This is a genomic window from Oerskovia sp. NPDC056781, assembly GCF_042789955.1.
GTDB classification, from domain to species: Bacteria; Actinomycetota; Actinomycetes; order Actinomycetales; family Cellulomonadaceae; genus Oerskovia; species Oerskovia rustica.
In genome coordinates this window covers 1-26,354 of sequence record NZ_JBHUAD010000029.1, presented here as the reverse complement: position 1 = coordinate 26,354, position 26,354 = coordinate 1, and the positions used below count along the sequence as shown (strand labels likewise).

Below are 26,354 nucleotides of genomic sequence, written 5' to 3'. Positions count from 1 at the left end.
GTGGTGGTCCGGCGGTCCCCGCCTGCTGGGTCGTGGTTGTCGTGAAGGTGCTGCTGGTCGTGCGGGCCGTCAGCCGCAGGTCGTGGCCGGGTACTCGACGTCGAACGTCGTCGAGCGGGCACCGGGTCCTGTGCCGATCGTCCCGACGACCGTCGCGGACCCCGCAGGGACCGCCACCGCGCGCGAGCTGAACGACTGCGACGCGCTCTTGCCGGGTGCGACCGACGCGAACGTCTTGGTCCCGAACGGCGTCGTGAGCGCCACGGTCACGGCCTCGTCCTCACCGTTGACCGCGCGCACCGAGACGTTCGCGCGGCCCGCGACGCACTGCGCCTTGGCCGTGACCGCGAGGTCCACGGGCTCTGCCTCGGTCCCCGCAGCCTGCAGGCGCAGGAACGTGACCGAGTAGGCCGGGAACGTGTAGTCGAACGCGTTGGACGCCCCGTCCCAGGTCCGCTCGACGGGCACGATCGCCCGCGGGTTCGCCTTCGTGTTGGTGTCCGTGGGCGCGCCGACCATCTCGGTGACGGTGGCCCGGGCGGCGATCTCCTGGCCCGCGACCGTCACGGCCGTGTCCGCCGCGGTCGCGGTCGGGTTGACGACCTTGACCACGAGGTCGCCGGACTCCTCGTCGCGCGTGACGACCTGGTAGAGCGACTTCGCGGCGGGCTGCTCGTACGAGATCTGGAGCCGGCCGTCCAGGTAGAGCTCGATGGTGCTCCCCTGAACCACGACCTTGACCTTGTAGCCCTGGCCCGTCTCGACGCTCGTGTTCTCGACCGCGGCGACCTCGGCGGCGCTGCCGCCGTCGGCCCGCTGGAGGACCGAGCGCGTGTTGTTCCAGCCGCCGATGTTCCACCAGTAGTAGTCGTTCGGGCCGCCCGCGGCGAAGCCCACCAGGAAGCCCTCGGACCCGGCGATCTTGCGGGCGTCGAGCTCGAGCGTGTAGTTCTTCCAGTCCTTGGCGTACGCACCCGTGACGATCGAGCGCGCGTCGGTCACGGACGTCGAGGACTGCGTGTAGACGCCGTCCTGCGCGGCCCACGTCCCGGTCACGGGAGACCACTGGGTGGCGTCGTCGAACCCGTCCTGGAACAGGACGTCGCCGCTCGTGTTGTCGGTGACCACGACGTTGTCGTACGACGCGCTGGTCGACCACGTGGACAGGAAGACGCCGCCGTCCAGCGCAGGCTCGGCGGAGGCGTCGGCACCGTGCACCGACGGGACGACCACGTCACCCACGTTGTTCGCGAACAGCTCCTGGACGTAGTAGTTCGGCGTGCCCCACGACTCGTCGTTGTCGAACCAGATCGCGTCGGGCGACCACTGCACGTACGACTCGTTGGAGAGCAGCGGCGCGTACGACGCGAGCTCGACGACGTCGGAGTTGCGCTCGAGACCTGTCATGAAGGCGGCCTCGGACAGCGCGTTGAAGAACGTGTTGCCGCGCGACGCGTACTCGCCGAGGAACACGTGCGGGCCCTCGCGGTCGTAGTCGTCGTAGCGGTCCGAGTTCTCGAGGAACCAGCTCGGGTCGTTGTAGTAGTGCTCGTCGACCAGGTCCACCTCCTGCGCACGGTTGAACTCCCAGAGCTCGTCGAACCGCTGGCCCGTGTCGTCCGGCCCCGAGTTCGAGATGATCTGGACGTCGGGGTACGCGGCGCGCACGGCGTCCTTGAACGTCGGGAAGTTCGCCTCGAACGTCTTGGTGTTCTCCTCGTTGCCGAGGCCCAGGTACTTCAGGCCGAACGGCTCGGGGTGGCCGAGCTCTGCGCGCACAGCGCCCCACTCGGTCGTGACGTCGCCGTTGGCGAACTCGACGAGGTCGAGCGTGTCCTGGACCCAGCGCTGGATCCGGACGTCGTCCTTCATCTCGGGGATGGTGCTGCCGCAGCCGTTGGCGCCGACGGACAGGACGGGCAGGGGCGTCGCGCCGAGGTCCTCGGCGAACGTGAAGTACTCGTAGTACCCGATCCCGTACGACTGGTTGTAGCCCCAGAAGTTCCAGTTCGTGGCCCGTTCCTCGACCGGCCCGACGGTCTCCTTCCACTGGTACGTGCGCCGACGGTCGGTGCCGTTGCTCTCGAGGTAGGTGTCGAACGTGCCCGCGTTGGTCACGCAGCCGCCCGGGAACCGCAGGAACTGCGGGTTCATGGCGTCGATCTTCTCGGCGAGGTCCTTGCGCAGGTGGGTCTTGCCGTTGACCGGCCCGACCCAGGTGTCCTGCGGCATGAGCGAGACCATGTCGAGGCGCACGGTGCCGGCGGCACCCGCGAGGACCGCGAGGCGCCCGGCCGAGGTGGTCCCGGTCGCCGTGAGGGTCACCGAGTACTTCTTCCAGGTGTCGGTGCCGTCGACGGTCACCTTCCCGGTCGCGTAGGTGGTCCCCGCCGCGGCGTTCTCCACCTGCACGGTCAGGTCCTGCCCGACGGCGGAGCGCGCCCACACCGAGAAGTCGTACTTCTGGCCCTTGTCGAGGAAGAGGCCCGTGTTGAAGCCCGCGTTGCGCAGGCCCGCGCCGGCCGCCGTCGCGTCGAGCTTGAGGTAGTAGCGGTTGCTGTCGTTGAGGCGCTGCGCGTCGGTCACCACCGTCGTGGTCGCGGTGGCGCCGTTGCGGTCGACCCGCTCCCAGGCCGTGAGCCCCGTGAAGGACGAGTTGTCCGACGAGTTGAACTCGAACGAGCGGTTGCGCACGAGCTCGGCGTACAGCCCGCCGTCCGCGGCGTAGTTGATGTCCTCGTAGAAGATGCCGTACAGGTCGTCGCTCATCTCGACGGTCTCGCCCGCGGCGTCGATCGCGAGCGTGTGCTCGGCCGACGACAGCGCGGTGAGCGTGAGCCTGACGGCCGCGTCCTCGGCGCCGAGCACCAGGGCTCCGTCCGCGGCGCGCACTCCCGCGAACTCCCCGGCAGCGGCACCCGGCACGCGCAGCGCGAGCCTGCCGCCGCCCACGTCGGTCAGCCGGACCTGGGCCGGGGCCGCGTCCGCGGCCCCGAGCGTGAGGCGCCCGTCGCTCGCGACGACCACCGGCAGACCGGTGCCCGCCTGCGCGAGCGTCGCGGCGCCGTCGGGCCCGCCGGCGACCGCCGTGGCCACCAGGCCCAGCGGCGACGCCGGGCGCTGCGCGACGAACGACAGACCCGTGTCCGTCAGGACGAGGTGCTTGTGGTCGGCCGGGCCGTCGAGCGAGAACGTGCCCGTCGGGACGACGTCCTGGCCCTCGGCCGCGTCGACCGCGACGTAGTCGAACGTCGCGGTGTGCGTCGAGCCGTCCTGCGCCGCGAGGGCGTAGAGGCCGACCTGCGTGACGTCGAACGTGACGGTCGTCGAGCCCCCGGGCTTCCAGTCCCCCGCCGTGGCGTCCCAGTAGGACACCGCGAGCGTGTCACCGGTGCGCTGCATGCGCAGCGTCTCGCCCGTCGAGCCCGCACGGTCGGTGAACGACGCGGCCGTGAACCTCCCGCCCGTCTCGTTGTCGAGCTCGATCGCGCGCGCCGAGGGTGACAGGCTGCCCACGTACGTCAGACCTGCGCGGACGTAGTTGTCCATGTCCTTCCACGCGATGAGGCCCGCGCCCTGGTAGACCTTGCCGACCGGGGCCGACACCTTGGTCACGACCGTGAAGTCGCCCACGGGGACGTCCACCATGAAGACGTTCTTCGCGGTGTTCGCCTCCTGGTAGGTGTCGCCCGGCTGGGACGTCAGGGTCAGCGACCCGGGCGTCGTCGCGAGCGACCACGCCGACGGTACCGGGTTGACGACGTCCCACGCCGAGCCGAGCTCGGCCGCGTCGAACTGGTCGACCCAGGCCCCGGCCGGCAGGACCGGGTCGGCGACCGCGAAGGCCGACGGGGTGACCGCGAGGGCGGTCGTCGCCCCCAGCGCGAGGACCGCGACGGAGGCCGCCCAGGGCCGTGCCGTCCTGCTGCGCGACGGACGGGACGTCCTGCCACGGGTTGTGCTGCGGGCAGGGGAATCAGAGATGATCACGTTGCTCCAACCTTGCTGCGACGAGGAAGGGAGCGATGCCGGGTGTATCCCGTGCGCTCCATTGCTGTACGGGGTGCGCCCGGCAGCCACGCCCTCCCGGTCGTCCGAGCCCGTCCCGGGTACCAGCCGGGACCTGCTCGACCGGGAGGGGGTGGCCTCCGGGTCCTTCTCGGCCCGTCACCCTCGACGGTCCGCGCTGTGACGCCTCGCACGGGCCCGGCTCCATGGCCGGCCCGCGCGAGGCGGTGGTGCTGGGTGGGTGCTAGGTGGCGGCCCCTCGTCCCTGACGGAACGTCATGGCCCGCTGCAGCAGGACGAACGCGAGCAGGACCACGCCGATGAAGACCTTGGTCCACCAGGAGTCCAGGCCCTCGCGGGCGATGAGCACCTGGATCAGCCCGTAGACCAGCACGCCCGCGACCGACCCCAGGACGAACCCGCCGCCGCCCGTCAGGAGCGCGCCACCGATCACGACCGCCGCGATCGCGTCGAGCTCCATGCCGATGCCCGTGAGGTTGAAGCCCGACTTGGTGTAGAGGGCGAACAGGATGCCCGCGATCCCGGCGCACGTGCCGCTGATCACGTAGACCCACACCTTGGTCGAGCTGCCCCTGAGACCCATGAGGTTCACGGCCGTGCCGTTGTCGCCCGTGCCCAGCCCGTAGACCGTGCGGCCGAAGCGCGTGTAGTGCAGCAGGTAGATCGCGATCAGCAGGACCACGAACGCGACGACCATGCTCAGGTTGATGCTCCAGGCCTCGCGCCCCTCTCCGAACTTGATCTTCCACGAGGCCAGAGCCGCGAAGCCCTCGTCCTTGATCGCGAGCGACTGGACGCTCACGACGTTGGCCAGGCCGCGCGCGAGGAACATCGCGGCGAGCGAGGCGATGAAGGGTTGTATGTCGAAGTACTGGACCATCACGCCGATCAGCAGGCCGAACGTCGTACCGATCAGCACGCCCAGGATCAGGACCACGGGGAGCGGAGCCCCCACGATCAGGAGCTTGGCCACGACCAGGCCCACGAGGGCGACCACGGCACCGACCGACAGGTCGATCCCACCCGTGATGATCACGAACGTCATGCCGATCGCCAGGACGATCAGGTACGAGTTGTCGACCAGCAGGTTGGAGAAGAGCCGCATGCTCAGGAAGTCGCGACGGTCCGTGCTGTAACGGACCTGGCCCACGACCAGGATGACGGCGAGTGCCACGAGCGTGCCCGTGACGGGCAGGAGCCGGCGGTCCGAGAGCCGGCGGACCACGGGGTTGGTCATGAGGCGGGCGACGAAGCCCGTGTCGTGGCCTCCACGCGGCCCCTTGCCCTGCTGGGGGTTCTTCGACGCCCGCGGCGCCGTCTGGACGGTGCTCATGCTGCTGCCCCCTTCGCACTCGTCGTCGCCGCGCCCGCGCTCGGCGTCGGTCGCTTCGGTCGTCGGGACGTGAGGAGCGAGCGCAGACGCTCGGACGCCGCGATGCACACGACGATCAGCACGAGCGCCTTGAACAGCGGCGTGATCTGCGAGCTGATGTGGAAGATGACCACGGCCCGCTCGAGCGTCGACAGGAGCAGCGCCCCGACGACGACGCCCGCGAGGCTGAACTTGCCGCCGTCGAGCTTGGTGCCGCCCAGGACGACGACCATGATCGCGTCGAGCTCCTTCATGAGGCCGATGTTGTTGGCGTCGGCCGCCATCGTCGGGGCGCCGTAGACGATGCCCGCGAGCCCGGCCAGCAGGCCGCACAGCAGGTAGACGAACCACGTGATGTTGCGCGACTGGACGCCCGCGAGGCGGCTGGCCTCGCGGTTGATGCCGATCGACTCGACCAGCATGCCGAGGGCCGTCCGACGCACCAGCAGCGCGACCAGGGCGAACACGACCGCGGCGATGACCACGGGGGTCGGGATGCCCAGGACGAAGCCCGATCCGATCGACTTGAAGGGTGGGCTCGTGGTCGTGGTGATCTGGCCCTTGGTGATGAGCATCGCGATGCCGCGACCCGCGACCATGAGGATCATGGTCGCGATGAACGGCTGGATGCCCAGGACCGTGACCAGGAAGCCGTTGAACGCACCGATCACCGCGGCGACCAGGAGGCCGATCGCGACCGCGGTCAGGGCCGTGCCGACCGTCCCGCCCGTGCCGCTCGCGTCGATGTAGGTCAGCGACACCGCGAGCGAGATCGCCATGACGGCGCCCACCGAGAGGTCGATCCCGCCCGTCGCGATCACGAGGCACATGCCGATGCCGAGCAGGAGCGGGGTCGCGCTCGCGCGCATGATGTCGATCAGCTGGCCGAACAGGTGGCCGTCCATGATCGTCACGTCGAGGAAGCCGGGGCTGCGCAGGCCGCAGGCGAGGAGCATGACGACGAGCGCGACGACAGGCCAGAACAGGTGGTGGTGCGTCACCCGGCGCAGCGCGCCCTGGGCGCCCCGCGGTGCGGGACCGCCGGACACCGGCGGCGATGCCGACGGCGTCGTCGGAGTCGTGGTGGTCGTGCTCATGATGCGCTCCCGCTCGCTGCGATCGTCTCGAGGATCGTGGTGGACGTGACGTCCGGGCCGTTGGTGATCTCGCCGATCTTCTGGCGGTCACGCATGACGACGACGCGCTGGCTCAGGCGCAGCACCTCGTCGAGCTCGGACGAGATGAAGACCACGCCCATCCCGTCGCCGGCCAGCTCGGCGACGAGCCGCTGGATCTCGGCCTTGGCACCCACGTCGATGCCGCGCGTGGGCTCGTCGAGGATGATGAGGCGCGGTGCGGTCGCGAGCCAGCGGGCCAGGAGGACCTTCTGCTGGTTGCCGCCCGACAGGTTCTTGATGAGCATGCTGGGGTTCGCCGGGTAGACGTTGAGCGCCTTCATGTAGCGGTCGACGACCGCGTCCAGCTCCTTGGCCGGGATGGGTCGCCACGGGCCGCGGCTCGCCTGCATCGCGAGGGCGATGTTCTCGCGGACCGTGAGGTCCCCGATGATGCCCTCCTTCTTGCGGTCCTCCGAGGAGAACGCGACGCCTCGCTTGATCGAGGTCAGGGGGGCCGCGCCACGCGTCACGCCGTCGAAGGTCAGCTTTCCGCTGCCCGCCCTGTCGGCGCCGTAGAGCAGGCGGGCGACCTCGGTGCGGCCCGAGCCGAGCAGGCCCGCGACGCCGACGATCTCGCCCGCGTGCACGTCGAGGTCGAACGGTTCGACCGAGCCGTCGCGGCCCAGCGCGACGGCCCGGAGCAGAGGCTCCTCGTCGTGCTCGGAGGCGACGCGGTGCGCACGCTCCTCGACGTCGGCCAGGGCCTCCCCGGACCTGCCGATCATCGCGGAGATGAGCTCCATGCGCGGAAGCTCCTTCGTGAGGTGCTCGGAGATGAGGCGTCCGTTGCGCAGGATCGTCAGGCGGTCGGTGATCTCGTAGATCTGGTCGAGGAAGTGCGACACGAAGAGGATCGCTACCCCCTTGTCCCGCAGCGAGCGGATCACGTCGAAGAGCTCGGCGACCTCGGCCTTGTCGAGGCTCGAGGTGGGCTCGTCGAGGATCAGGACCTTCGCGTCGACGACCATGGCCCTCGCGATCGCGCAGAGCTGCTGCACGGCGATCGAGTGGGAGGACAGGGCAGACGAGGGATCGATGTCCAGGTTGAGGAGGGCGAGGTGCTCGCGGGCCTTGCGGCGCGTCGCGGGCCAGTTGATGAAGGGACCGAACCGGATCTCGTGCCCGAGCATGATGTTCTCGGCGACCGAGAGGTTCGAGCAGAGGTTGACCTCCTGGTACACGGTGCTGATGCCCGCGTCCTGGGAGTCCCGGGTCCGCGTGAACCGGTGCTCGGCACCCGCGACCACGATGCGGCCCGCGTCGATCTGGTAGACCCCTGTGAGGGCCTTGATGAGGGTGGACTTGCCGGCGCCGTTCTCACCCATGAGGGCGTGGACCTCGCCGGGGCGGAGGGTGAGGTCGACGCCGTCGAGAGCCTTGACGCCCGGGAACTCGATGGTGATCCCGGTCATCTCCACCACGGGCGCCGCGTGCGCGGCGGTCGTCGTTGACATGTGTTCTTCCGTCCTGGGGAAGGGGCTGGAGCTCAGGCACCGGCCGGCAGGGACGAGGGCTCGTCCCTGCCGCGCGGTGTGTGCGCCCACCCCGGTCGCCGCACCGAGGAGGGCGGCGACCGGGCGGGCCGTCAGGTGCTGCGCGTCAGAACGAGCGGGCGTCGATGACGTCCTGCGTGATCGTCTGGTCGAACGCCTGGTCGACCACGATGGTCTCCTTCTCGACGTCCTCGCCGGCCGCGACCTGCTTGATGAGCTCGAGGAGCTGGTCGCCGAAGGCCGGGTTGCACTCGACCACGAAGTTGAACTTGCCGTCGAGGAGCGCGGTCAGGCCGTCCTTGACCCCGTCGACCGTGACGATCTGGATGTCCTTGCCCGGGACCTTGCCCGCTGCCTCGATGGCCTCGATGGCGCCGAGGCCCATGTCGTCGTTGTGGGCGAAGATGAGGTTCATGTCGGGGTAGGCCTGGAGCGCTGCCTCGGTGGCCGCCTTGCCCTCGGCGCGCGTGAAGTTGCCGGTCGCCTCGCCGACGATCTGGTCCTCGACGACCGAGCGGAAGCCCTCCTGACGGTTGGTCTGGGCGCCCGAGCCCATGGTGCCCTGGAGCTCGAAGACCTTGGCGTCGGGAGCGTTCTCCGCGACCCACTCGCCCGCGGTGACGCCCTCGGCCGTGAAGTCGGCGCCGATCCAGGTGACGAACGGGTCCTCGACCGTGGTGTCGACCGTGCGGTCCACGAGGACGACGGGGATCTCGGCGTCCTTGATCTCCTGGAGCACCTCGTCCCATCCGGTCTCGATGACGGGGGAGAACGCGATGACGTCGACGTCCTGGTCGATGAAGTCGCGCAGGGCCTTGATCTGGTTCTCCTGCTTCTGCTGCGCGTCGACGAACGTCAGGTCGATGCCGTTCTCGGCCGTGAGGTTGGCCTTGACCGACTCGGTGTTGGCGGTGCGCCAACCGCTCTCCGCGCCGAGCTGGGAGAAGCCGACGCGGATGTTCTCGCCGCCTCCGCCCGCACCGGCGGTGCCGTCGGCCGAGTCGGTGCTGCCGCCGCTGCAGGCCGCGAGCGCGAGGACCGCTGCGCCAGCGAGGATCCCGGTGAACCGCACGCGTGCCGTGGTCTTGTTGAACATGATCTCCTCCTTGAGATGTCCCGCTGCGCCCGCCGTGGGCGTCGAACGGTTCTTGCGGGCCTGGGCCCTGTCAGTCGATGGGATGGTCGGTCGTGCGTGGTGAGCGCTCACACGAGCGCTCGGCCTACCGGGGCTACCAGGCGGTAAGTGTTCCCCATCGCCCGGGTCCTCCCGCACTGCGTCCGGTCTACGAGCAGGTCCGTCCTCAGAAGCCCTGCGCGAGCCGGTAGTACGCCTGGTTCCATCGCAGCTCTCGCGCGAAGGACCGGGTGGTCGTGGACTCGTCGATCACGGCGAGCTCCGTGCCGGCGATCTGGGCGAAGTCCTCGAAGGCCTCGAGCCCCAGCGCCGTGGTCATGACGGTGTGGTGCGCGCCCCCCGCGGTGAGCCACGCCTCGGCCGAGACCGCGAAGCTCGGTGCGGGCTCCCACAGGGCCCGCGCCACGGGCAGCCTGGGCAGGTCGTGCTCCGGCGCCACGACCTCGACCACGTTGGCCACGAGGCGGAACCGCTCGCGCATGTCGCTCAGGGCGACGACGAGCGCGGGACCCGCGTCGGTGTCGAACACGAGCCGCACCGGGTCCTCGCGGCCCCCGATCCCCAGCGCGTGCACCTCGAGGCGGGGCCGCGCCGTCGTGAGGCTCGGGCAGACCTCGAGCATGTGCGCCCCGAGGATCCGCTCGGCACCGGGCACCATGTCGTAGGTGTAGTCCTCCATGAGCGAGGCGCCGCCGGGCAGCCCGTGACCCATGACCTTCGCGGCGCGAACGAGCAGCGCGGTCTTCCAGTCCCCCTCCGCGCCGAACCCGTAGCCGTCGGCCATGAGGCGCTGGACGGCGAGCCCCGGGAGCTGGCGGAGCCCGCCCAGGTCCTCGAAGTTCGTCGTGAAGGCTCCGAACCCGCCCTCCTCGAGGAAGGACCGCAGACCCAGCTCGATGCGCGCCCCGTAGCGCAGCGACGCGTGCCTCTCGGCACCGGGGAGCAGCCCGGGAGCCACGTCGTACGCCCCGACGTACTCCTTGACGAGGATGTCGACGTCGCTCTCGTCGACCGCGTCGACCCGCTCGACGAGGTCGTTGACGCCCCACGTGTTGACGGAGACGCCGAACCGGACCTCGGCCTCGGTCTTGTCGCCCTCGGTCACGGCCACGCCGCGCATGTTGTCGCCGAACCGGGCGAGCCGCAGCGAGCCCACCTCGGCCCAGGCCGTCGCGGCGCGCGCCCAGGTCCCGATCCTCGCGGTGACGTCCGGGTTGCTCACGTGACCCACCACGGTCTTGCGCGAGACCCCGAGCCGCGACTGGATGTACCCGAACTCGCGGTCGCCGTGGGCGGCCTGGTTGAGGTTCATGAAGTCCATGTCGATCTCGGACCAGGGCAGCTCGACGTTGGCCTGCGTGTGCAGGTGGAGCAGCGGGGTGTCGAGGGCCTCGAGCCCGCGGATCCACATCTTCGCCGGGGAGAACGTGTGCATCCACACGACGAGCCCCACGCACGCGTCGTCCGCGTTCGCGTCGAGCGCGGCCCGCCGGATCGCGTCCGAGTCCTTGAGCACGGGCTTCCAGACGATACGTACCGGGACGTCGCTCGAGGCGTCGATCGCCGCGGCGATCTCCTGGGACTGCGCGGCGACCTGGCGGAGGGTCTCCTCGCCGTAGAGGTCCTGGCTCCCGGTCAGGAACCAGATCTCCCTGGTGTCGAAGGGGTTCTTCATGTGCGTCGTTTCCTCACTGAAATAGCACGCGGTGGTTCTGGTCGTGGGGTGGGCGGGGCCCGCGGGTCAACCGCCCGCGGGCGCCTGGCCGTACACGTTCTGGTAGCGGTCGTAGAGCGAGTCGACGTCGCCCTGCGCGATGGGCAGCGGCTCGCCGAGCTGGCGTGCGACGTGCACGGTCCGCGCGACCTCCTCGCACATCACCGCAGCCTTGACCGCGCCGCGCGCGTCCTTGCCGATCGTGAAGGGGCCGTGGTTGCGCATCAGGACGGCAGGGCTCCGCGAGGTGCGGAGCGTGTCGACGATGCCCTTGCCGATCGAGTCGTCGCCGATCAGCGCGAAGGGTCCTACGGGGATCTCGCCGCCGAACTCGTCGGCCATCATCGTCAGGACGCACGGCACGGGCTCGGCGCGCGCGGCCCAGGCGGTCGCGTACGTCGAGTGCGTGTGCACGACCCCCCCGACGTGCGACATGTGCCGGTAGACGTACGCGTGCGCCGCAGTGTCCGACGACGGTGCGCGCGTCCCCTCGACCAGGTTCCCGTCGAGGTCGCACACGACCATCGACCCGGGGGTCAGGTCGTCGTACGCGACGCCCGACGGCTTGATGACGAACAGGTCGGCGCCCTCGACGCGCTCGGAGACGTTCCCCGCGGTCCAGACGACGAGCTCGTAGCGGGTCAGCTCGCGATGCAGGGACGCGACCCGCTCGCGCGAGGCCTCGACCGCCGCGCGGACCGCGGGGGCGAGCTCCGCCGTCGGGCTCGTGGTGGTGCTCATGCGGGCACCCCCTCGAGAGCGACGCCCTGCGCGCCGGTACCCGACGGCGCCACGCCCGCACGCAGCGAGCGCGCCTCGCGGCGGATCGCCTTGAGGCGGTGCATGACCGGGTCGGCGCCGGGGGTCTCGAGCCGCCCGAAGTGGTCGTGCAGCGCGGAGTAGAGCGCGAACAGCTCGTCGTAGCGCACCGCGTTGGCCTCGATCGGGAGGTAGGCCGCGACCGTGCGCCGCCCCATGACCTGGGCGGCGGCGCGCACGTCGGGATAGGCGCCCGCGGCGACGGCCGCGTGGATCGCCGACCCGAGCGCCGGCCCCTGCTCGGAGTCGATCGTGCTGAGCGGCAGTCGCGTCACGTCCGCGTAGATCTGCATGAGCAGGCGGTTCTTGAGCAGCCCGCCCGCGACGACCAGCTCGACGACCGGGACGCCCGCGCGCTGGAACTCCTCGACGATGGTCCGGGTCCCGAACGCCGTGGCCTCCAGGAGCGCGCGGTAGGTGTCCTCAGGTCGGGTCGCGAGCGTCTGCCCGACGAGCAGGCCCGACAGCTCGTGGTCGACCAGGACCGAACGGTTGCCCGAGTGCCAGTCGAGGGCGACGAGGCCGTGCTCGCCGATCTCCTGGCCGGCCGCGAGGTCCGTGAGGTACTCGTGCACCGACTGGTCACGGTCGGCCGCCGCCTGTGCGTACGAGCCGGGGACCGCGGTGTCGACGAACCAGCCGAAGATGTCCCCGACGCCGCTCTGCCCCGCCTCGTAGCCCCACAGGCCCGAGACGATCCCGCCGTCGACGACCCCGCACATGCCGGGCACCTCGCGCAGCTCCTCGCCGTTCATGACGTGGCACGTGGACGTGCCCATGATCGCGGTCATCTGCCCGGGCTCGACGGCCCGGGCGGCCGGAGCCGTCACGTGCGCGTCCACGTTGCCGACCGCGACCGCGATGCCCTCGGGCAGCCCGGTCCAGGCCGCCGCCTTGGCCGTGAGCGTGCCCGCGACCTCGCCGAGCCGACCGATCGTGTGCTCGAGCTTGTCGGCCACGAAGCCCGCGAACTCGGGGTTGAGCGCCTCGAGGAACTCGGTCGAGGGGTAGCGGCCGTCCTGGTAGATGCCCTTGTAGCCCGCGGTGCACGCGTTGCGCACGTAGACGCCGCCGAGCTGCCACACGATCCAGTCGGCGGCCTCGACCCAGTGGTCGGTCGCGGCGTAGACCTCGGGGTCCTCCTCGAGGAGCTGGAGCCCCTTGGCGAACTCCCACTCCGACGAGATCAGGCCGCCGTAGCGTGAGACCCACTGCTCGCCGCGCTCGTGCGCCAGGGCGTTGATGCGGTCGGCCTGCGCCTGGGCCGCGTGGTGCTTCCACAGCTTGACGTAGGCGTGGGGACGGCCCGCGAACCGCTCGAGCTCGCACAGCGGGGTCCCGTCGGCGGTCGTGGGGACCATGGTGCAGGCCGTGAAGTCGGTCGCGATGCCGATCACGTCGGCAGGGTCGACCCCTGCCGCGACGAGCGCGGCCGGGACGGCGGTGCGCAGGACGTCGACGTAGTCGGAGGGCACCTGCAGGGCCCACTCGGGCGGGAGGGGCAGGCCGGCGGTGCCCTCGTAGGGTCCCGCGACGAGCGCGGTGTCCATGACGGCGTGGGAGTACTCGTGCACCCCGCTGCCCATCTCGGCCCCGTCGCTCACACGCACCACGACCGCTCGTCCCGAGAGCGTCCCGTAGTCGACGCCGATCACGTACGAGGGGGGCTGCACTGCCTGCTCCACCGCCATTGGTGTGTCTCTCCAGTCGTTCTCCCTTGCGACCTCGCAAGGATGTGAGCGCTAACTTCCGTGTCGAACGAGATCATTGTTAGCGCTCACATCTAGACGTGTCAAGCATCTGCCTGGTCCGAGACCGGACCGTTATGCAGAGGCTGCCCCGGCCGGGGCGGGCCCCGAGCTCGACCGCACCACGAGGATCGGGGGGATCTGCGTCGACTCGGGCGTCACGCCCGCGAAGGCGTCGAGCAGCAGCGCCATGCACCGGCGCCCCAGCTCGGCGAAGGGCTGGCGGACCGTCGTGAGCGGCGGGATGAAGTGCGCCGCCCCCTCGACGTCGTCGAACCCCACGACCGACACGTCGCGCGGGACCACGACCCCCGCCTCCCAGAACGCCTGCAGGACACCGAGGGCCAGGTGGTCGTTCCCCGCGAAGACCGCGGTCGGCCCGTCCCCGGCCAGGACACGCCCGGCCAGGTCCCGCCCGACCTCGTACCCCGCGTCCGACGACCACGTGCACCGGATCATCTCCCGCTGCTGCTCCGGGACCGCCCGCGCGGCGAGGGCGTCGTTCCAGCCCGTGGCCCGCTCCCGCGCGTCGAACCAGTCGAGCGGGCCGCTGAGGTGCACGACCGTCCGGTGCCCCAGGTCCAGCAGGTGCTCGGTGGCCAGTCGCGCCCCGAGGCGCTGGTCCACCGCGATGGGCAGGATGCTCGCCGCACCGACCCGCTCCTCGACGGTCGACACCTCTCCGGGCTCGCGCGCCGCGATGAGGATGACCGGCACCGGCGCGCGGAACGAGTCCACCGCGGCAGCCACGTCCGTCTGGGGCGCGATGACCACGATCCCCTCGACGCCCTGCGCCATGAAGTGCTCGAGGACCGTGTGCATGGTCGCGGCGTCATAGCTGCGGATCGTCGCCACCGACACGAAGTAGCCCTCCTCGCGTGCCGCCCCCTCGACCGCGATGAGCGTGCTCGTCGGCCCGTACAGCGCCGAGCCAGTCGTCACGACGCCGATCGTCCCCGAACGGGCCGTGACCAGCGCACGGGCCGCGCTGTTGCGCCGGTACCCGAGCGTCGCGATCGCCTCCATGACCCGCTCGCGCGTCTGCGGTCGCACGCTCGGGTGGTCGTTGAGGACCCGTGACACCGTCTGGTGCGAGACGCCCGCGAGCTCCGCGACGTCGGACATCGCCGGGGGACGAGCCCGCCCCGGCTCCCCGGTCACGACCGTTCCTCGAGGGCGGCCGCCAGCTCCTGCGACCGGTCACGGGCGGCCTCGAGCGCGGACAGGAACGCGGCCCGGACGCCGCCCTCGTCGAGCGCGCGCAGGGCCGCGACCGTGGTCCCGCCGGGCGAGGAGACCTTCTCGCGCAGGATCACGGGGTGCTCCCCCGTCTCGTCGAGCATCCGGGCCGAGCCCAGCACGGTCGCCGTGGCGAGCTCGCGCGCCACGGCACGGGTCAGGCCGAGCAGCACGCCGGCCTCGGCGAGCGCGTCGACGACGTAGAAGACGTAGGCGGGGCCCGAGCCCGACAGCGCACCGACCGCGTCCTGGTCCTTCTCCGCGACCCGCACCACGAGGCCGGTCTGCCCGAGGAGCCGCTCGACGAGCGTGACGTCGTCGTCGCTCGCCGCCGAGCCGCCGCTGACCGCGCTGACCCCGGCGCCGATCACGGACGGCGTGTTGGGCATGACGCGCACGACCGACGTCCCGGCAGGAAGCCGGTCCTCGTAGAAGCGCGTCGTCAGCCCGACGACGACGCTCACCACGACCGCCCCCTCGCCCAGGTGCTCCGAGACCTGCGCGAGCAGCGCGGCCACGTCCTTGGGCTTGACCGCGACCACGACCAGCCCGGCGCCCCGCACCGCCTCGCCGTTGTCGGTCGTCGTGGTCACGCCGTGGCGCTCGCGCAGCTCCTCGCCACGCTCGGGGCGTCGCACGGTCGCGACGACCTCCGACGCGGGCCACCCCGCGCGCAGCGCGCCGGCGAGGACGGTCTCCCCCATCACCCCCGTCCCGAGGACCGCGAGTCGCGGGGTGGGGCCTGAGGGCTCGGCCCGGTGGGTCGTCGTCGACATGGTCGTCTCCTGCTTCCTGGTCGTGCGTCCCGGTCGGTCGCTGCCGGCCCGCGGGGCGAGCCCGACGACGAGCACCGGAGGCCACCGTCCGCCCGGTGCGCCTCGTCGCAGACTAGAGGGGGAACGCGGTGTAGAACGTCTCGATCTCGTCGACGGGCCCCGTCGCCTGCAGCACGACCGTGCCGTTGCGCCACGTGACGGTCGCCGACGCCGCCGCTCCGTCGACCGGGGCGACCGGTGTGACGGCGAAGGCCCCGGCGGGCTCGCCGTCGACCTCGACGTCCCCCGTCGACGTGGCCGCGCCCCCGGCCTCGACGGCCGCTGCGAGCAGATCGTCGTAGGCGGCCTTCGCCTCGTCGTCGGTGCCCCACTGGCCCGCGAGCACGGTGACGCTGGTCGCCCCGTCGCCCTCGGCGTCCGCGTAGGTCAGCTCGTGGCCCTCGATCGCGCCCGCGTCGGCGAAGGCCTCGGTCGGGGCCTCGGCACGGAGCGCGAACTGCAGGACGCTCGCGGGCATCGCCTTGGCGAGCTCGGTCGTCGCGCTCCGCTCGACCGGTGCGATCGTCGGCGTCGCGGGCGGCGCGGTGACGGTGACCTCGTCGGGCGTCTCGGCCCCACCTCCGGAGGCGAACCCCGGCCAGACGAGCGCGAGGAAGGCGACGACCCCGCCCACGAGGGCGAGCAGCACGACCAGGGCGACGAGGCGCCGTCGGGCATAGACGGACGACGAGGGAGCCCGGTGGTGACGGCTGTCCCGCAACCCCGGGCCTGCCGGGGACGACTGACGCGGGCGTCCCGTCTGCTGGCTCATGACACTCTCCTCGTGGCGACGCTGTGACCGCGCCAGACTAGTGCGCGCGCACGCCCGGACCACGGAGGCCGCGCAGACCCGTCCGGGTCAATTCCCCTCGGGCCCGTGCGGGTGGTGCAGCTCCGCGCGCTCCTTCAGCCGCTGCGTCGCGACGGCGACCAGCACGCCGATCACGGCCAGGTCGAACAGGATCTGGACCATCGTGATGACGCGCGCCGCCTGACCCACGGGGTGGACGTCGCCGTAACCGACCGTCCCGAGCGTGACGACCGTGAAGTACAGCGCGTCCGTCCGGGTCTCGATCCCCACGAACTCGGCGTCGCTGTTGATGGCCAGGAGGTAGTAGGCGATCGAGAAGAAGATGATGACGGGAGAGAGCAGCCCGACGACGGACTGGACCCGCACGCTCGGCTCCCGCCCCGCGCGCAGCTGACGGCGCACCTGGAACCTGATGAGGTAGCACAGCCCCACGAAGCCGACCGCGAACAGCAGGATCTGCACCCACTCACGGTCGGCGTCACCGAGCGGCACTCCGTAGTAGAGGAGCAGGCACGCAGCGAGCGAGCCGAGCGTGGTGAGGACGGTCCACCACGGGCTGTCCTTCCGGAGCCTGCGCATGGTTCATGATGGGCACGACCACGCCCGTGCGCCATCGGGGCGCCCGCATGCGCCCGCATGCGCCCGCACGCGCCGGCACACGCCGGCATGCGCCGGCACGGCCCTGGGCCGAGGGGTACGGGTGGGGGCGGACGTGTGGGTACCGACGGCTAGCGTGACCGCGTGACCACATCGACCTCCGCCTCGCGCGCCACGAGCAAGCGCCCGGCCAAGCCCGCCTACCGCTGCAGCGAGTGCGGCTGGACCACCGCGAAGTGGGTGGGTCGCTGCGGCGAGTGCCAGGAGTGGGGCACCGTCACCGAGGAGGCGGCCGCGAGCGCCGGGCCGCGCACGGCAGCCGTCGCCCCGACCCGCAACCCGGCGCGTCCCATCGGGGAGATCGACGTCGAGACCGCGCGCGCCACGCCCACGGGCGTCGCCGAGTTCGACCGCGTGCTGGGCGGCGGCCTCGTCCCCGGAGCCGTGGTGCTGCTCGCGGGCGAGCCGGGCGTCGGCAAGTCGACGCTGCTGCTCAAGGTCGCGAGCAACGTCGCGGCGGGCGTGAGCGACAAGGCCGCGTCGCCCGGCGACGCCACGGGTCCGGCGCCCGGGCCGCGCACCGTCCTGTACGTCACGGGCGAGGAGTCGGCCGGGCAGGTCAGGCTGCGTGCCGAGCGGGTCGGGGCCCTGGCCCCGGGGCTGCTGCTCGCCGCCGAGACGGACCTCGCGACCGTGCTCGGGCACATCGAGGCCACCGACCCGGCGCTGCTCGTCGTCGACTCGGTCCAGACGATCGCCTCGGCCCAGGTCGACGGCTCGCCGGGAGGCGTGAGCCAGGTCCGCGAGGTCGCCGCAGCGCTCATCGCCGCGGCCAAGGAGCGGGACCTGCCCGTCATCCTGGTGGGGCACGTGACCAAGGACGGGTCGGTGGCCGGGCCGCGCACGCTCGAGCACCTCGTGGACGTCGTGTGCCAGTTCGAGGGCGACCGGCACTCGCGCCTGCGCCTCGTACGGGCGATCAAGAACCGCTACGGCCCGACCGACGAGGTCGGCTGCTTCGACCTGTCGGAGACCGGGATCGTCGGCCTCGCGGACCCCAGCGGGCTGTTCATGTCGCACGCGGGCGCCGGTGCGCCCGGCACGTTCATCACCGTGACCCTCGAGGGACGTCGCCCGCTCGCGCTCGAGATCCAGTCGCTCGTGGTCCCCAGCTCGCTGGCCAACCCGCGGCGCACCACGAGCGGCGTCGACTCGAGCCGGCTCGCGATGATCCTCGCCGTGATGCACCGGCACGCCGGGGTCCGGCTCGTCGACCAGGACGTGTACGTCTCGACGATCGGCGGCGCCCGCGTGACCGAGCCCGCCGCGGACCTCGCGATCGCGCTCGCGACCTTCTCGGCCCGCGAGGACCAGGTGATGCCACCCGGGACCATCGCGATCGGCGAGGTCGGGCTCGCGGGCGACATCCGCCCCGTCTCGGGCCTGGACCGGCGCCTGGGCGAGGCCGCACGTCTGGGCTTCACGCGAGCCGTGGTGCCTCGCGGCTCCTCGCCCAAGCCCCCGGCGGGTATGACCGTGCTGCCCGCGCAGCACCTCGGCGAGGCCGTCGAGCTCGCCCGTGGCGGCCACCTCCCGCCGCAGCAGGAGCGCACGCGCTTCGACGCGTGAGAACCGTTGCGCCATCGTGACCTTTCGTCGTCCCAGGAACGGTGTCTTCTCGCCCCTGGGACGGCCCGGCAGCGTAGGATGCCCACGTGGCCAACTCCCCCGTGCACCCTGACGACATGCTCCGGGAGACCCTCGCAGCAGTGGCTCCGGGCACCGAGCTCCGCGACGGCCTCGAGCGCATCCTGCGCGGCCGGACGGGCGCACTGATCGTCCTCGGCCTGGACAAGGTCGTCGAGACCATGTGCTCGGGCGGTTTCGTCCTGGACGTCGGTTTCTCCGCGACCCGCCTGCGCGAGCTCTCCAAGATGGACGGCGCCGTGGTCCTCGACCGGGACGCCAACCGCATCCTGCGCGCCGCCGTCCAGCTCCTGCCGGACGCGACGATCGAGACGACCGAGTCCGGCACGCGTCACCGCACGGCCGAGCGCGTCGCCAAGCAGTGCGGCTTCCCTGTGATCTCGGTGAGCCAGTCCATGCGGATCGTCGCCCTGTACGTGGGTGGCCAGCGCTACGTCCTGGAGGACTCGGACACCATCCTGTCGCGCGCCAACCAGGCCCTCGCGACGCTCGAGCGCTACCGCGCCCGCCTGGACGAGGTCAGCGGCACGCTCTCGGCCCTGGAGATCGAGGACCTCGTCACCGTCCGGGACGTGTGCGCCGTGGTGCAGCGCCTCGAGATGGTGGGCCGCATCTCCGAGGAGATCGCGGGCTACGTGGTCGAGCTCGGCACCGACGGTCGCCTGCTCGCCCTCCAGCTCGACGAGCTCATCGGCGGGATCGGCTCGGACCGCGAGTCCGTCATCCGGGACTACGTCGAGCTCGGGCGCAAGGACCGCTCCCTCGCGGACGTCAAGAACGCGCTCGGCGCGCTCGACTCGACCCAGCTCCTCGACCTCACGCTCATCGGGCGGGTCCTCGACCTCCCGGGAGGCGGCGAGGCGCTCGACGCCGCGGTCGCTCCCCACGGGTACCGGCTCCTGTCGAAGGTCCCCCGCCTGCCCGGCGCGATCATCGACCGCCTGGTCTCGCACTTCGGCGGGCTGCAGAAGCTCCTGGCCGCGAGCATCGACGATCTCATGGCCGTGGACGGCGTCGGCGAGCAGCGGGCTCGCGCGGTCCGTGAGGGCCTGTCACGTCTCGCCGAGTCGAGCATCCTCGAGCGATACGTCTAGCCCTTCCCGGCAGCAGCCCGTCAGTCCGAGAGCGGCCCGTCAGCCCTGCGGCGGCGCGTCGTCCTCGGGGGCCTTGGCCTCATCCTCGGGCGCGGTCGCCCCGTCCGCGGGAGGCTCCGCGCCCTCTGCGGGCACCTCGGTCCCGTCCGCCGGCGGCTCGCCCTCAGCGGGCGCCTCGGTCGCGGGTGGCGCCTCGGGCGGGGGGGCAGGGGCCACGAGCGTGAACGGCACGGCGGGGCTCGTCATCCCCGCGGCCTCGTTCGACGCCGCGACGACGCTGTAGCTCCCCGGCTGCGTACCGGGCAGCCCGGTCGCGCACTCGGGGGCGGAGCGGTCCCTGTTCCACGTGACCGTCTCGGTCCACACGTCGCCCGGCGCCATGAGCAGGTCCTTCGACGCCGCCGGGCAGTCGGCCGACGACCAGATGCGGTCGGTGCCCGACGTGATCGTGATCTCCTGGACGGCGGTCGAGGCGTCGATCAGGCACGGCCTGGGTCCCACGTGCGTGAGCGTCGTGGTGAAGGTGGGCTTCTCCCCGACCGCGTACTCGGTCTTCGATGCCGCGAGCCAGAGCGTCACGTCCTTGGCCTGGCAGGCCTTGTACCCGGTCGCCGCGACCTCCTGGGGCTCGGGCGGGGCCACCTTGCCCTGCGGCTCGTCGGCGAGCAGGCCCGCCCCGAACGCGATCGCGGCCCTGACCAGCATCACGACGCCGACGACGATGACCGCGAGCAGGACGAGAGCCACGACCCGGCGGAGCCGCAAGGTCCTGGACGTCGGCCTGCCCGACGACGCGGCGCCGGACCCGTCCGAGGATCGTCCCTGGACCGGTGTCGCCCCGGTGGGTGGCCGGGTGCCCTGCGGCGTGCTCACGTACGGCTCCGTTCGACGGTCGGCGCTGGCCCTTCCTGCGCTGGGGCCAACGGTACGTCGCCGTGGCGACGGTTCTCGCACTGCCACACCGCAGCGGGCCGCATCCCCGGCCCCGGGTGCCGATCCGGGCGGCCACGTCGGCGAGAATGGTCGGACCATGTCGCCTTCCCCCGCCACGTCCGCCGCCGGTCCGACGACCCGCCCTCGCACGACCGGCCCCCGTACGACAGACCTTCGCGCGCCACTGACGACCCTCCCCGTCCCGGACCCGCACGCAGAGCTGCGCGACGCCGTCGGGCAGTGGTTCGCCGCGAACGCGCGCGACCTGCCGTGGCGTCGCGACGACTGCTCCCCCTGGGGCGTCCTGGTCAGCGAGGTCATGCTGCAGCAGACGCCCGTGGTGCGGGTCGAGCCCGCGTGGCGTGCCTGGACGGAGCGCTGGCCCGAGCCCGCGGACCTCGCGGCGGCGTCGACGGCCGACGTGCTGCGCGCGTGGGGGCGCCTCGGCTACCCGCGCCGCGCGCTGCGCCTGCAGGACTGCGCGCGGGCGGTCGTCGAGCGCCACGCGGGGCGGGTGCCGCTCGACACCGACGCGCTGCTCGCGCTGCCGGGCGTCGGTGAGTACACGGCCGCGGCGGTCACGGCGTTCGCGCACGGGCGGCGCGCGGTCGTCGTCGACACCAACGTGCGGCGGGTCCTGGCACGCGCGGTGTCGGGGACGGCGCTGCCCGCTCCGTCGTACACCGCGGCCGAGCGCCGGCTCGCGACGCAGGTCGCACCTGCCGAGGACGCCGAGGCCGCGCTGTGGGCCGCCGCCTCGATGGAGCTGGGGGCGCTGGTGTGCACGGCTCGCTCGCCGCGCTGCGAGGCGTGCCCCGTCGCGGACCTGTGCGCGTGGCGCGCCGCGGGCAGCCCGCCGGACGAGCACGGTGCCCGACGCCGGACCCAGGCCTGGGAGGGCACGGACCGGCAGGCGCGGGGCCGGGTCATGGCCGCGCTGGGCGGTGCGGACGGTCCCGTGCACCGCGACGTGGTCGCGGGACTGTGGCCCGACGCGGCCCAGCTCGGGCGGTGCGTCGCGAGCCTGGTCGAGGACGGTCTGCTCGAGCAGGACGGTGAGGTCTACCGGCTCCCGGCGTGAGGCGCGGGCGCTCAGAGGGTGATCAGCATCCGGGTGTTGCCGAGGGTGTTGGGCTTGACCCGGGCGAGGTCGAGGAACTCGGCCACGCCGTCGTCGTGCGAGCGCAGGAGCTCGGCGTACACGTCGGGCGACACGGGGGTGCCCTCGATCGCCTCGAACCCGTGCGCGCGGAAGAAGTCGACCTCGAACGTCAGGCAGAAGACCCGCTCCAGGCCCAGGGCGCGGGCTCGCTCCAGGAGCTCGACCACGAGGCGGTGACCCACGCCGGTGCCGAGCCATGCACGGTCCACCGCGAGCGTGCGGATCTCGGCCAGGTCGTCCCACATGACGTGCAGCGCACCGCACCCGACGACCTGCGGGGCTCCCGGTCCCCCGACGTCGGCGACCACGAACTCCTGCACGGCCTCGTAGTAGCCGACCATCTCCTTGGCGAGGAGGATGCGCTCCTCGGCGTAGGGCTCGACGAGGGATCGGATCGCGCGCACGTCCGCCGGGAGGGCAGGGCGGAGCGTCAGGGTGGGCGTGGGGCTGCTCGTCACGCCGACAATCTACGCCCACTCGACGCTTGCTGCGTACTCATGCACCCGACTGCATACCTTCGAGCCGCGTCCTGGCGACCGCGATGCGCCCCGTCTCCTGCTCGATCAGGTGCGAGGCCGTGATCTCGTCCACGACGAGGTGCGTGACGACGCCGGCCCGTAGCGCGGCCCGCAGCGGGGCGACCTTGTTGTCCCCCGCGACCGCGCAGATGCGCTGCGGGATACGCCTGAGCTCGTCGGGCCCAGGACCCGTGGCCCGCTCGTTGAGCGCGATGTCCTTGTAGGTGCCGTCGGCCCGCAGGAAGACCGTGCACACGTCGCCGACCACGCCCTCGGCCTCCAGGACCGCGATGTCCTCGGCCTCCAGGTAGCCCGCCGAGTACACGTGGCTCGGCACCCCGCCCGAGACGGCACCCACCGAGAACAGCGCGACGTCGGCCCGCCCCTGGACGTCGAGCACGCGCCGGACCGACCGCTCGCGCCACATCGCCTGCTTGGTCTCGGCGTAGTCGAAGAACGCGGGCACTGGGAAATGGTGCACGTGGGCATCGAACGCCTCGCCGAACCCCGCGATGAGGTCGCCCGCGTAGTGCACCCCGGAGGTGCGGGTGTTGGCCGCCCCGTTGAGCTGCACGACGGCGGAGCCCCGCGTGGGCTTGCGGCTCAGGTGTCGCGAGATCGCCGCGAGCGTGGTGCCCCACGCGATGCCGAGGATCATGTCGGAGTCGAACCACGACCCGAGCAGGCGGGCCGTCGTGAGGGCGACCTGGTCGAGCCGGTCGACCTGCTGCGTCGAGTCCGGGACAGGGACGACGTAGGCGTCGATGCCGTAGGTGGCGGAGATGTGCGCCCCGAGGCCGGGGGCCCGGCTCTGCGTGGGCCGCAGCGTGATCTCCACCAGACCCGTCTCACGGGCTCTCTTGACCAAGCGCGAGACGGTCGAGCGCGAGGTGCGCAGGTGCTTGGCGATCGCCTCCATCTTCATGTCCTGGAGGTAGTACATCGAGGCCGCCCGGAGGACGTCCTGCTCCCGATCGGCCATCTGCTGGTCTCCTGCCGCTGGTGGTGCTCATTCTGCACGTTTGTGCACTGCGCTTGCGCGTTCGTTCCTGACATGTTGACGTTAATACGTGCAGCGCCGTTCCGACAGCGCTGTGCCGCGGCACGGTGCCCTCCTGGGTCCCGCCTCGTACCGCTAGCGCGGGACGCGGAGCCGTGGGAACGTCACAGGAGGGAATCCTTCACGGGACCCCGCCGGTGACGCACCAGATCGACGACGAGAGAAGGCCATCGGATGACTTCCAGCAGACTCACCGCAGAGTCTCGCCAGCGGGCGCTCAGCGCGCTCGAGGCGAGCACGAGCGCGGACCAGGAGCTCGACGTCCTCGTGATCGGCGGCGGCGTGACCGGAGCCGGCATCGCCCTCGACGCCGTGACCCGTGGGCTCTCGACCGCGATCGTCGAGGGCCAGGACTGGGCGTCCGGCACGTCGAGCCGCTCGAGCAAGCTGGTCCACGGTGGTCTGCGCTACCTCCAGATGCTCGACTTCCACCTCGTGCACGAGGCCCTGACCGAGCGCGACCTCCTCATCAAGGACCTCGCCCCGCACCTCGTGCGCCCGGTCCCCTTCCTCTACCCCCTCGAGCACCGCGTGTGGGAGCGTGCCTACGTCGGCGCCGGCATCGCGCTGTACGACACGCTCGCGAGCATGGCCCCCGGCAAGCGCGCCCTGCCGCTGCACCGTCACCTCTCGCGCAAGCAGATGGAGCGCAAGTTCCCCGACCTCGCGCACGACGCGGCGATCGGCGCCGTCCAGTACTGGGACGCCTCGGTCGACGACGCGCGCCTGGTCTCGACGCTCATCCGCACCGCGACCTCCTACGGCGCCCACGCCGCCTCCCGCACCCAGGTCGTCGAGCTGACCAAGGGCTCGACCGGTGCGGTCAACGGCGCGATCCTCGACGACCTCGAGACGGGCCGGCGCATCACGGTCCGCGCCCGTGCCGTCATCAACGCGACAGGCGTGTGGACCGAGGACACCGAGGCCCTCGCGGGCTCCGAGGGCGGCCTGCGCGTCCTCGCCTCCAAGGGTGTCCACATCGTCGTCCCGCGCGAGCGCATCAAGGGCCAGGTCGGCCTGATCCTGCAGACCGAGAAGTCCGTCCTGTTCATCATCCCGTGGTCCCGCTACTGGGTCATCGGCACGACCGACACGCCCTGGGAGCAGGAGCTCACGCACCCCGTCGCGACGGCCGCCGACATCGACTACATCCTCGAGCACGCCAACGCGGTCCTCGCCCAGCCCCTGACGCGCGACGACATCATCGGCACCTACGCGGGGCTGCGCCCGTTGCTCCAGCCCGGGACCAAGGAGGGCACGAGCTCGGCCAAGGTCTCGCGCGAGCACACCACGGCCTCCCCGACCCCCGGCCTCACGGTCATCGCGGGCGGCAAGCTCACCACCTACCGCGTCATGGCCAAGGACGCCGTCGACTTCGCGATCGGGCAGCGCTCCGCAGCGCTGCCCTCGATCACGGACAAGATCCCCCTGGTCGGTGCGGTCGGTCTCGACGCGGTCCGCCGCCAGGCCCGCCCGTGGGCCTCGAAGTTCGGGTGGACGCCGCAGATGGTCGACCACCTGCTGCACCGCTACGGCTCCAACCTGCGCGACATCGTCGCCCTGTGCGAGGCCGACCCCACGCTCGCGCGGCCGCTCGAGCACGCTCCCGCCTACCTGCGGGCCGAGATCAGCTACGGCGTGACCCACGAGGGCGCCCTGCACCTCGAGGACCTGCTGCTGCACCGCACCCGTCTCAACTACGAGGTGCTCGACCGCGGGCTCGGCGCCCTCCCGGAGATCGCCGACATCGCGGCGCCGCTCCTCGGTTGGGACGACCAGCGCAAGGCCGAGGAGATTGCCTCCTACACCGCGCGCGCCGCGGCCGAGGAGGCCGCGGAGCAGGAGCCCGACGACGCCACGGCCGAGCGCACGCGCCTCGCCGCCGACGACGTCGCCCCGCTCAAGCCCCTCTCCGGATCCTGACGAGACCGACTCACCCACCCGGCCCACCGGGAGCCACGCCGGCTCCCCCGAGAACAACTTCATAGCCCGGCTCCCGGCCCGCCTCGACTCGCGCGAGGCGGAGCCGGACCGGCACCCCTCAACCTCACGGATGCGCGCACCGCGACGCACGCCGGGGCCCCGACGCACGGATGCGGCGGGGTGGTTGCGACAACGAAGTCCACCAAGAAAGAGAGAATCTGATGGACACACTCCTCCTCAACGCCTTCTGGTCCGAGATACTCGGCACCGCGACCCTGATCCTGCTGGGTGCCGGCGTCGTAGCCAACGTGATCCTCCCCAAGACCAAGGGCTTCAACGGCGGCTGGCTCCTCATCAACTTCGGATGGGGCCTCGCCGTCTTCACCGGCGTCTACGTCGCGTACAAGTCCGGGGCGCACCTCAACCCGGCCGTGACCATCGGACTGTTCACCGCGGACCGCCCCTTCTACTCGGTCACCGGGCCCGAGGGCATGGTCACCGCGACGATCGAGCCGACCGTGAGCAACATGTTCATCTACTTCGGCGCGCAGATGATCGGTGCGATCCTCGGTGCCGTGCTCGCGTTCATCGCCTACAAGAAGCACTTCGACGAGGAGGCGCCCGCCGCCACCAAGCTCGCCGTGTTCTCGACCGGCCCCGAGCTCCGCTCGTACGGCTGGAACTTCATCACCGAGGTCATCGCGACGTTCGTGCTCGTGTTCTTCGTCGTCGCGTCGGGCAACACCCCGTCCGGGCTCGGCCCGCTCGCCGTCGCGCTCGTCGTCGTCGGTATCGGCGCGTCCCTCGGTGGTCCTACCGGGTACGCCATCAACCCTGCTCGTGACCTCGGTCCGCGCATCGCCCACGCCCTGCTGCCCATCAAGGGCAAGGGATCGAGCGACTGGGCCTACTCGTGGGTCCCCGTCGCGGGTCCGCTCGTCGGTGGTGTCCTCGCCGGCCTCCTCGGGGCAGCCTGGGGCTGATCCCCTGCTCCTCCCCGCGTGACC

Annotated in this window: 20 protein-coding genes; 5 read left to right on the top strand and 15 right to left on the bottom strand. The window is 71.7% G+C overall.

Going from position 1 to position 26,354, the window contains the following annotated elements:
- Nucleotides 1-69: 69 nt before the first annotated feature.
- From ACFRCR_RS04625 to ACFRCR_RS04570, 12 genes are all read right to left on the bottom strand, one after another.
- Entirely contained in the window at nucleotides 70-3,990 is a 3,921-nt protein-coding gene (locus tag ACFRCR_RS04625) for an alpha-L-arabinofuranosidase C-terminal domain-containing protein (protein WP_377675849.1), read from the bottom strand.
- A gap of 262 nt (nucleotides 3,991-4,252) precedes the next feature.
- Entirely contained in the window at nucleotides 4,253-5,362 is a 1,110-nt protein-coding gene (locus tag ACFRCR_RS04620; RefSeq protein ID WP_377675848.1) for a sugar ABC transporter permease YjfF, read from the bottom strand.
- Entirely contained in the window at nucleotides 5,359-6,498 is a 1,140-nt protein-coding gene (locus ACFRCR_RS04615; RefSeq protein ID WP_377675847.1) for an ABC transporter permease, read from the bottom strand. Before ACFRCR_RS04615 ends, ACFRCR_RS04620 begins: the two co-directional genes overlap by 4 nt.
- Nucleotides 6,495-8,033, bottom strand: a complete 1,539-nt coding sequence (locus tag ACFRCR_RS04610) for a sugar ABC transporter ATP-binding protein (RefSeq protein ID WP_377675846.1) — start codon at nucleotides 8,031-8,033, stop codon at nucleotides 6,495-6,497. The genes ACFRCR_RS04615 and ACFRCR_RS04610 overlap by 4 nt, the downstream gene beginning before the upstream one ends.
- A 145-nt stretch (nucleotides 8,034-8,178) precedes the next feature.
- A complete protein-coding gene (locus ACFRCR_RS04605) occupies nucleotides 8,179-9,168 on the bottom strand; it encodes an ABC transporter substrate-binding protein (RefSeq protein WP_191791700.1) in 990 nt (329 codons plus the stop codon).
- Nucleotides 9,169-9,373: 205 nt separating this feature from the next.
- Nucleotides 9,374-10,882, bottom strand: a complete 1,509-nt coding sequence (araA, locus tag ACFRCR_RS04600; RefSeq protein WP_377675844.1) for an L-arabinose isomerase — start codon at nucleotides 10,880-10,882, stop codon at nucleotides 9,374-9,376.
- 66 nt (nucleotides 10,883-10,948) lie between these two features.
- Nucleotides 10,949-11,662 (bottom strand): L-ribulose-5-phosphate 4-epimerase, encoded by a 714-nt coding sequence (locus ACFRCR_RS04595; protein WP_377675843.1) that lies wholly within the window; start codon nucleotides 11,660-11,662, stop codon nucleotides 10,949-10,951.
- Complete coding sequence (araB, locus tag ACFRCR_RS04590) at nucleotides 11,659-13,413, bottom strand: ribulokinase (protein ID WP_377675841.1); 1,755 nt, start codon at nucleotides 13,411-13,413, stop codon at nucleotides 11,659-11,661. The genes ACFRCR_RS04595 and araB overlap by 4 nt, the downstream gene beginning before the upstream one ends.
- A gap of 150 nt (nucleotides 13,414-13,563) precedes the next feature.
- Nucleotides 13,564-14,613, bottom strand: coding sequence for a LacI family DNA-binding transcriptional regulator (locus ACFRCR_RS04585; RefSeq protein WP_377675851.1), 1,050 nt, complete (start codon nucleotides 14,611-14,613; stop codon nucleotides 13,564-13,566).
- A gap of 32 nt (nucleotides 14,614-14,645) precedes the next feature.
- Complete coding sequence (proC, locus tag ACFRCR_RS04580; protein WP_377675840.1) at nucleotides 14,646-15,503, bottom strand: pyrroline-5-carboxylate reductase; 858 nt, start codon at nucleotides 15,501-15,503, stop codon at nucleotides 14,646-14,648.
- Between the two features lie 112 nt (nucleotides 15,504-15,615).
- Nucleotides 15,616-16,314 carry a hypothetical protein gene (locus ACFRCR_RS04575; RefSeq protein WP_377675838.1) on the bottom strand — a complete coding sequence of 233 codons (699 nt, stop codon included), beginning with the start codon at nucleotides 16,312-16,314 and terminating at the stop codon, nucleotides 15,616-15,618.
- 87 nt (nucleotides 16,315-16,401) lie between these two features.
- Nucleotides 16,402-16,932: a potassium channel family protein gene (locus ACFRCR_RS04570; protein WP_377675836.1), complete on the bottom strand. Its 531-nt coding sequence runs from the start codon at nucleotides 16,930-16,932 to the stop codon at nucleotides 16,402-16,404.
- Between the two features lie 162 nt (nucleotides 16,933-17,094).
- On the opposite strand from ACFRCR_RS04570, the gene radA reads away from it, so the two are divergent.
- Both radA and disA read left to right on the top strand, forming a co-directional pair.
- The gene (gene radA, locus ACFRCR_RS04565) at nucleotides 17,095-18,579 is read left to right on the top strand and encodes a DNA repair protein RadA (protein ID WP_377675835.1); all 1,485 of its coding nucleotides are present in this window, start codon (nucleotides 17,095-17,097) and stop codon (nucleotides 18,577-18,579) included.
- A gap of 116 nt (nucleotides 18,580-18,695) precedes the next feature.
- Complete coding sequence (gene disA, locus ACFRCR_RS04560; RefSeq protein ID WP_191796702.1) at nucleotides 18,696-19,751, top strand: DNA integrity scanning diadenylate cyclase DisA; 1,056 nt, start codon at nucleotides 18,696-18,698, stop codon at nucleotides 19,749-19,751.
- A 39-nt stretch (nucleotides 19,752-19,790) separates the two neighbouring features.
- On the opposite strand, the gene ACFRCR_RS04555 is transcribed toward disA, so the two are convergent.
- Nucleotides 19,791-20,624: a hypothetical protein gene (locus ACFRCR_RS04555; protein WP_377675834.1), complete on the bottom strand. Its 834-nt coding sequence runs from the start codon at nucleotides 20,622-20,624 to the stop codon at nucleotides 19,791-19,793.
- A 157-nt stretch (nucleotides 20,625-20,781) separates the two neighbouring features.
- Here ACFRCR_RS04555 and ACFRCR_RS04550 point away from each other — a divergent pair, with 157 nt between their 5' ends.
- Nucleotides 20,782-21,765 carry an A/G-specific adenine glycosylase gene (locus ACFRCR_RS04550; RefSeq protein WP_377675833.1) on the top strand — a complete coding sequence of 328 codons (984 nt, stop codon included), beginning with the start codon at nucleotides 20,782-20,784 and terminating at the stop codon, nucleotides 21,763-21,765.
- Between the two features lie 11 nt (nucleotides 21,766-21,776).
- On the opposite strand, the gene ACFRCR_RS04545 is transcribed toward ACFRCR_RS04550, so the two are convergent.
- The gene (locus tag ACFRCR_RS04545; protein ID WP_191796670.1) at nucleotides 21,777-22,304 is read right to left on the bottom strand and encodes an amino-acid N-acetyltransferase; all 528 of its coding nucleotides are present in this window, start codon (nucleotides 22,302-22,304) and stop codon (nucleotides 21,777-21,779) included.
- Nucleotides 22,305-22,341: 37 nt separating this feature from the next.
- On the bottom strand, nucleotides 22,342-23,346 hold the full coding sequence (locus ACFRCR_RS04540) for a sugar-binding transcriptional regulator (protein WP_377675832.1): 1,005 nt from the start codon (nucleotides 23,344-23,346) through the stop codon (nucleotides 22,342-22,344).
- A gap of 252 nt (nucleotides 23,347-23,598) precedes the next feature.
- Here ACFRCR_RS04540 and ACFRCR_RS04535 point away from each other — a divergent pair, with 252 nt between their 5' ends.
- Entirely contained in the window at nucleotides 23,599-25,347 is a 1,749-nt protein-coding gene (locus tag ACFRCR_RS04535; protein ID WP_377675831.1) for an FAD-dependent oxidoreductase, read from the top strand.
- Nucleotides 25,348-25,568: 221 nt separating this feature from the next.
- A complete protein-coding gene (locus ACFRCR_RS04530) occupies nucleotides 25,569-26,330 on the top strand; it encodes an MIP/aquaporin family protein (RefSeq protein WP_377675830.1) in 762 nt (253 codons plus the stop codon).
- The last annotated feature ends 24 nt before the right edge of the window (nucleotides 26,331-26,354 follow it).